We start from the raw sequence: 6,825 nt of genomic DNA on the forward strand, positions 1-6,825 counted from the left end.
TGATCATGCGCATCGCTACCGCCCACACCTATGACACGGCCATCGCCAACCTGCAGGAGCGTCAGCAGAAGCTGAGCACCTCTCAGCAGCAACTGACTTCCGGCAAACGCGTCAACGTTGCCAGCGACGACCCCACCGCCGCGGCACGAGCCGAGCGCGCCCTGGCCTCCATGGCACGACACGACGCCAACCAACGCACCCTGGATGCCAGCCGCAACGTGATGAACATCGCCAGCGGTGCCCTGGGCAATGCCACCGAACTGCTGCAGACTGCCAGAGAGACCCTCGTGGCGGCGGGCAACGGCAGCTACTCGGACGGTGAGCGCAAGGCACTGGCCATGAAGCTCAGTGACATCCGTAATCAACTGCTGTCCGTGGCCAACCGCTCGGATGGCGGTGGTGGCTATGTCTTTGGCGGGCAAGGGTCGTCATCCCCTCCCTTCGTCGATGGGGCAAGCGGCGTGGTCTACCAAGGCCAGGGCGGCGAAACGCTGGCCTCCACTGACGAACACCTCAATCTCAGCATCGACGGCGATCAGATCTGGTTGAAAGGCAAGACCGGCAACGGCGTGTTCAACACGGCCGCCGCCGGCAACACCATCACCAATACCGCCAACACGGGTACCGCCTGGATCACGTCCGGCTCGGTGGCCTCGCCCACCCAGGTGCCCTACCCGGCCGCCACGCAGCCCGGCCCCACCTACACGGTCGCCTTCCATGTGACGGGCTCCACGACCACCTACGACATCCTCGAAGATGGCAACCCCATCTCCACCGGCCAGACCTACAACACCGGCAAGGAGATCGGCATCCCGGGCAAAGGCATGTCCGTGGCCATCACCGGCGCCCCGGCCGACGGCGATTCATTCGCCATCACCGAAGCGCAGAACAACCTGAACATCTTCAGCAGCCTGGACAGCACGATCGCGGCGCTGAAGTCGACCAATCAGCCCGCTGGCGCCGTGATGCAGGCCGTCAATTCCGGGATGACGCAGATCGACGCGGCCATGCGCAGCATCCAGGGTGCACAAAGCGCGGTCGGCGAGCAGCTCAATCGGATGGATGGCATCGAATCCCGCATTGCCGATCTGAAGCTGGCCGCGCAAACCGAGAAGTCGAATGCGGAAGATCTGGACATGGTCTCGGCCATCTCCAGTTTCCAGAACCAACAAACCGGCTATCAGGCAGCACTTCAGAGCTATGCCTCGGTGCAGAAGCTGTCATTGTTCCAGTACATCAACGGATAACGCCAAGGGTAAAGGCAGGCCCCCCACATGGATCACCCCATTCTCAGTCAGACCGCGTTGGCCTACTGCCCGGTCATCGATCGCAATCGCAGTGTCATCGCCACCCGCCTGTCGGTCTTTCCGCTCAACCCCAATACGCAACTCGATCCACGCTCGCTGCTGGACGCGCTCGCCGAGGCCTGGCCGACCGGTGGCCCGCAACTGTGGCTCAACGTGGCCAACGAAGCCCTGCTGCGCGACCTGATCGTCGCCCAGCCAGGCACCCACATCGTGGTGGAAGTGCCCGCCTTCATGGCCTGTGACGCCACCAACGCCGATCCCTTGTGCACGCTTCACGCCAACGGCAGCACCATGCTGCTCAAAGGCCGCCCCTTGCAGGAACTGCCACGCGAGGTCCTGGCCTGCTTCAAGTACGCGATCGTGGACTTTGAAGACGACAGGCGCATTGACCAGGCCACGGGTGGCGCAGGCGTCGCACCTGAGGGCATCCCTCGCCACATCGGTCACGTGCAGGCTGGCGTCAGCAACGTGGCAGACATGGAAACCAGCTTCCGCCGAGGTGCGGCAGCGGTCCTGGGCTGGCCCATCGACGACGTCATCAAGGCCGGCAACAAACCCGCAGACCAACCGGCCCTGCAGGTCATCGTGATGCTCATCGACCAGGTCCACAAGCAGGACGACATCGAAGACCTGGAAGCCACGCTCAAGCGCGACCCGCCACTGGCCTACAAGCTGATGCGCTACATCAACTCGCCAGCCTTTGGCCTGTCCGTGGAGATCAGCTCGTTCAGGCACGCGATCATGATCCTGGGCTACCAGCGTCTCAAGCGCTGGCTGGCCCTGCTGCTGGCCACCGCCAGCAAGGACCCGAACATGAAGCCGGTCATGTACGCCGCCGTGCGCCGTGGCCTGCTGATGGAAGAACTCGCCCGCATCAGCGGCGACGACGAGATGCGCAACGAGCTGTTCATCTGCGGCGTGTTCTCCTTGCTGGATCGCATGTTCCAGCAGCCGTTCAGCGAACTGCTCAAGACCATCCCGGTACCCGAGCGGGTCTATCAGGCCCTGGCCGACAACACGGGCCCGTACGAGCCGTATTTCCGGCTGGTGCAAGCGATAGAGGGCAGCAGCGTGTATGACATCAAGGATGCGGCCGAAGCCCTGATGATGAGCTTTGGCGACATCAATTCCGCTGTGATCAAGGCCATGGCCAACGCCTCGCAACTGGACTGATCCGGACGTCCTCGATCGCGCATCCAGCAAGGCGTTTGCATAGCGTGAACTTGTTCACGCGCGCCTCCCCCCTGCTTGCGGGTTAACCCTTGGCGATTGCGAGTGAAGTCAGTATCCTCTGGCTCCACTATGAATGCATTTGCCCCCCTCATCGGTGTCATGGTCCTGTCCTTCGTGTTGGTCACGAACTTCTTCGTGGCTGCATGGCGCCTGGGGGTCCTGCGCGCATTCGGCCGCCGCCACAACCTCAGCTGGCGCGCACTCACCGCGGGCTCGCTGGCAGCCTGCCTGCCCTTTGCGGGCGCCATCCTGGCCTTGACGCTCATCCCGTCCGACAACGCCGTGGACATCTCGCTGTCTGCTGGTCAGTTGGCCATTCAGCTGGCAGGCAGTGGCCTGATCATGCACCTCATCAACGATCAGCTCGTGCTCTGGGGCCGCCAGCAAACGCAGCTCTGATCTGTAAGATGGCGCATGCACGCCGACACCCCTTACGCTGACCTCACCCCCGATCTCGTTCTGGACGCCCTGGAGGCCCTGGGCCAGCAGGTGGATGGCAGGCTGCTGCAGCTGAACTCCTACGAAAACCGCGTCTTTCAGATCGGCCTGGACAGTGGCCAGTTCGTGGTCGCCAAGTTCTACCGCCCAGGCCGCTGGAGCGATGCCCAGATTCTGGAAGAACACGCCTTCAGCCAGGAACTCGTGGCCGCCGAAGTGCCTGCGGTGCCACCGATGTCGCTGCAGGCCAATGGGCAGGACGCCAGCGTGGTGGGTACGCCGCCGACGCTGGGGCATTACAAAGGCCACCGCGTGGCGGTCAGTCACCGACGCGGGGGGCGTTCCCCTGAACTGGAAGATCCCGAGGTGCTGACCTGGCTGGGGCGCTTTCTGGCTCGCCTGCACGTGGTGGGCGGTCAGAAACCTTTCGCGCACCGCCCCACCATGGGCGTGGCGCAAACCGGTCGACAAGCGCGCCAATGGCTGGCCGACAGCGAGCACAGCCTGCCCATTGAACAGCGCGGCAACTGGCTGGCCGTGACCGACCAGGCACTGGACTTGTGTCAGCAAGCCTTTGACCGCGTTGATGGCCTGCGCCTGCGCCGCCTGCATGGAGACTGCCACCCCGGCAACATCCTGTGGACTCCGGACGGGCCCCATTTCGTGGACCTGGACGATGCCTGCATGGGCCCTGCCGTACAGGACTTCTGGATGCTGCTCAGCGGCGATCCGAAAGATCGCCAGGTCCAGCTCCATGCCTTGCTGGAGGGCTATGAGTCCTTCGCGGAGTTCGACTGGCGCGAGCTCAAGCTGATCGAGCCGCTGCGCACCCTGCGCATCATCCATCACAGTGCCTGGCTGGCGCGCCGCTGGCATGACCCGGCGTTCCCGGCCGCCTTCCCCTGGTTTGAATCGGGCACCTACTGGCAACAGCAGGTTGATCTGCTGCGCCAGCAGATTGACGTGATGCAGACCCCGGACGACCGACCGGCCTGGATGATCGACTGACTGGCGTCATCCATCAAGGCAGACACGGCCTGCGGGTTCGGTGAGGCCAACAGCGTGCGTTTTGTCTCACCTGCGCCGATGTCGGCCTTCAGCGGCCCTGGGCCCGCATAGTAAGGTTCGTCGGTCATCATTGCGGAGCCCCTTGCATGGCCGTGGCAGAAACCCCATCACCGACTTCAGGCGTCAGCGACTGGCTGCTTGAGCTGGCCATTGGCATCGTCGTGATCGTGCTGGGCGGCAGTGTCTGGGCCTATACCCACTTCACCAGCAAGAGCCCGCATCAGGACAAGCCGAAACCGGCCTGGCTGGCTGTACCCAAAGTCATGGCCCAGATGTCTGATGGCCGCATGGTCGACATCAAGATCAACCTGCAACTGAGCAGCGAGAAAGACGCCTCGGAACTTGAACCTCACATGCCGGCCTTCACGGCTCTGATCCAGGCCACTGGCGTATCCACCACCCGAGACGATCTTCAACAAGAGGGTGGCGCCTCTCGGTTCGGCAAGGCAATCCGCACCGCTCTCAATGGCTACCTGGAAGAACAGGACTTGCCCGAACGCATCAAGAACGTCGCGTTCGAAGAGTTGATGCTCATGCCTTGACGGCTCGTCGCGGCGTACGAAGGGCTGCCATGGCCCAGAGCGAGGCCAGCGCCAGCAAGTCAAGTGCAGAGACGCTGCCGCCCCCCCCACCACCACCGCTTGAATTGGCTGTCGCCGTGTTGGATGTACCGGGTTGACCCACGACGATCCATTGATCGCTCGAAGCAGCGTGCCCCTGATCGTCCACCACCGTCAGACGGATCTCGAACATGCCCTCCGCAGTGGGTAACACCACAAGCGGACTGCTGTCCGCCGCCCATCCGGAACTGTTGACGATGCCGCCCCCGTCAAGCAGCGTCCAGTGATAACTCACGATGGTACTCGCGCCGGGACTCGCCATGGATTGACTCCCGCTGAACTGAATGGGCTGGCCGGGCTGGGCACTCTCGGGCGTGCGAGCAATCACCGCGACCGGATTGGTCAAGGCAAGCTGAACAGCCTGATTGACATCCAGCATGCCTGCACCACAAGTGAGCTGCGTGCAATAGCACTCGTCCTGAACGGCGCCATTGGGCAGGTGGCACGCGGCCACGCCCGGTGAACTGCCAGAGGTCGGGAAGGTTCTCGCAGACGCCATCAACAACGACCGTACGGCCGCTGGCGTCAGCGTCGGCCGGGCTTCCAGCATCAGGGCCACGGCCCCACTGACCTGAGGCGCCGAAAAGCTGGTGCCGTAAGAAGGATGGCTGATCGAATCGGAATAGGTCGAGCCACCCGCGCCGTCGGCAATGGGCACCGTGACCCCTGTGTTGCTCGTCGTCAGGATCGGGTAGAGGCAGGTCTGGCCCACACCCACGTTGACACAGTTGCCGCCAGGGGCGCTGATGCTCACCTCCGGCCCCACCGACGAGAAAGCCACTTTGGTGCCAGTGTGACGCAAGCCGGTTACAGCAATCACACCTGGACAGCTCGCAGGCGATGACACGGCCAAGCCGTTGTCGTTGCCAGCTGACACCACGACCACCACGTTCAAGGCAGTCAACTCGGCCACCACATCCTTGTATGTTTGAGGGCACGCGTCAGGCGCTCCCAGGCTCATGTTCAGGACCTTGGCCGGATGGCTGTTTGCCGGTACGTTGGGAACAGACAAACCTGCAGCCCAGCGCATGCCGGCCAGGATGTCCGAGTCCCACCCACCGCACTTGCCCAACACGCGCACCGGCACCAGGCGGACATCAGGTGCCATGGAAGCCATGCCCACACCATTGTTCGTCTCGGCACCGATGATGCCGGCCACCTTCGTGCCATGCCAGCTGCTGCTGGCCTGTTCGGTGCAACCTGTATTGCCATGCAACTCGGCGTTGACGTTGTTGACATCGGTCGCATCCACCCAGTCCCCCAGGTCAGACGCGTCCGCACTGCGGCCCCCGTTGACTTGCGACACCGAGGCATAGCTGATCATGTTGTAGCCGGACTCCAGCTTGGTGGTCAGATCGGGATGATCAAACCGCACGCCGGAATCCAGTACGGCAACGGTCACGCCATTGCCCGTCGCGCTGCTCCACGCCGACGCCGCATTGGTGGCCGATTTGAAGGTCACATTGTTCTGGCGCAGATACCACTGACCTTCCAGCACATAGGGGTTGCCACCCGACGCCGCAAAGAGTGGATCAGTCGGCGCGCCGCTGAAAGACATCGGCTTTCTCAAGCGGTCCGGCACCGCATACAAGACATCACTGTCCTTGGACAGCGACGCCGCCAAGGCCTGCGAGCTGAGCCCTTGCGCCGTCGCCACGTGCATCTGGTTGCCAAGGGCTCGGCCATCCGCCACAGTCAACCCGCGCCTGGCCCCCAGGCGCGCCATGGGATGGCTGGAAGATGCACCGTCCGCCACAGCTTGCGCCTGGGCCAAGGTCGTGCGCAGCACCGTTGCATCGGGCTTGAGTTTGACAATGACCCGTGCCACCTCGGTATCGGCCGCATGCGCGAGCGACATGAGCCCCATGAGCACGCTCACGCACCATGACTTCCAAGCTCCACAAGGCACCGACACCACCATCACCTCGCAACCTCTCAAACTGCCTCAGAGTGCCATGCAGGCATTTTTCGGACAAAACGCGACAAGCGTCACAAAACTGCCTCATTTCAAGGCATACCAGTCCCCATCCCAGGGAGAACCCGGGTTCCCCCAAGTTTGCCAACAAGGTTATCCACAGGATCCGGGGATAAGTGCATGCACCAACCCACCGAATTGGGCTTTGACAAGGATCCTTACAAGGGTAATCCGGAAAACTTCC

At 62.9% G+C, this 6,825-nt stretch carries 6 protein-coding genes; 5 read left to right on the forward strand and 1 reads right to left on the reverse strand.

The window, feature by feature from the left end; genetic code table 11:
* Positions 1 to 5 precede the first annotated feature (5 nt).
* From flgL to VFW93_RS10620, 5 genes are all read left to right on the forward strand, one after another.
* Positions 6 to 1,247, forward strand: coding sequence for a flagellar hook-associated protein FlgL (flgL, locus tag VFW93_RS10600; RefSeq protein WP_329693964.1), 1,242 nt, complete (start codon positions 6 to 8; stop codon positions 1,245 to 1,247).
* A gap of 27 nt (positions 1,248 to 1,274) precedes the next feature.
* Positions 1,275 to 2,480: an EAL and HDOD domain-containing protein gene (locus tag VFW93_RS10605; RefSeq protein WP_329693965.1), complete on the forward strand. Its 1,206-nt coding sequence runs from the start codon at positions 1,275 to 1,277 to the stop codon at positions 2,478 to 2,480.
* A 129-nt stretch (positions 2,481 to 2,609) separates the two neighbouring features.
* Entirely contained in the window at positions 2,610 to 2,939 is a 330-nt protein-coding gene (locus VFW93_RS10610) for a hypothetical protein (protein ID WP_329693966.1), read from the forward strand.
* A gap of 15 nt (positions 2,940 to 2,954) precedes the next feature.
* The gene (locus tag VFW93_RS10615) at positions 2,955 to 3,986 is read left to right on the forward strand and encodes a serine/threonine protein kinase (protein WP_329693967.1); all 1,032 of its coding nucleotides are present in this window, start codon (positions 2,955 to 2,957) and stop codon (positions 3,984 to 3,986) included.
* A 146-nt stretch (positions 3,987 to 4,132) separates the two neighbouring features.
* Positions 4,133 to 4,588 carry a flagellar basal body-associated FliL family protein gene (locus VFW93_RS10620; RefSeq protein WP_329693968.1) on the forward strand — a complete coding sequence of 152 codons (456 nt, stop codon included), beginning with the start codon at positions 4,133 to 4,135 and terminating at the stop codon, positions 4,586 to 4,588.
* Here VFW93_RS10620 and VFW93_RS10625 read toward each other — a convergent pair.
* Positions 4,578 to 6,533 (reverse strand): S8 family peptidase, encoded by a 1,956-nt coding sequence (locus VFW93_RS10625; protein WP_329693969.1) that lies wholly within the window; start codon positions 6,531 to 6,533, stop codon positions 4,578 to 4,580. The genes VFW93_RS10620 and VFW93_RS10625 overlap by 11 nt on opposite strands.
* Positions 6,534 to 6,825 lie beyond the last annotated feature (292 nt).

It is taken from the genome of Aquabacterium sp. (assembly GCF_036279675.1).
Taxonomy (GTDB): Bacteria; Pseudomonadota; Gammaproteobacteria; order Burkholderiales; family Burkholderiaceae_C; genus Aquabacterium.

Coding starts and splice junctions, on each gene's coding strand:
- VFW93_RS10620 (WP_329693968.1), top strand. CDS start 4,133: ATGGCCGTGGCAGAAACCCCATCACCGACTTCAGGCGTCAGCGACTGG.
- VFW93_RS10610 (WP_329693966.1), top strand. CDS start 2,610: ATGAATGCATTTGCCCCCCTCATCGGTGTCATGGTCCTGTCCTTCGTG.
- VFW93_RS10605 (WP_329693965.1), top strand. CDS start 1,275: ATGGATCACCCCATTCTCAGTCAGACCGCGTTGGCCTACTGCCCGGTC.
- flgL (WP_329693964.1), top strand. CDS start 6: ATGCGCATCGCTACCGCCCACACCTATGACACGGCCATCGCCAACCTG.
- VFW93_RS10625 (WP_329693969.1), bottom strand. CDS start 6,533: ATGGGGCTCATGTCGCTCGCGCATGCGGCCGATACCGAGGTGGCACGG.
- VFW93_RS10615 (WP_329693967.1), top strand. CDS start 2,955: ATGCACGCCGACACCCCTTACGCTGACCTCACCCCCGATCTCGTTCTG.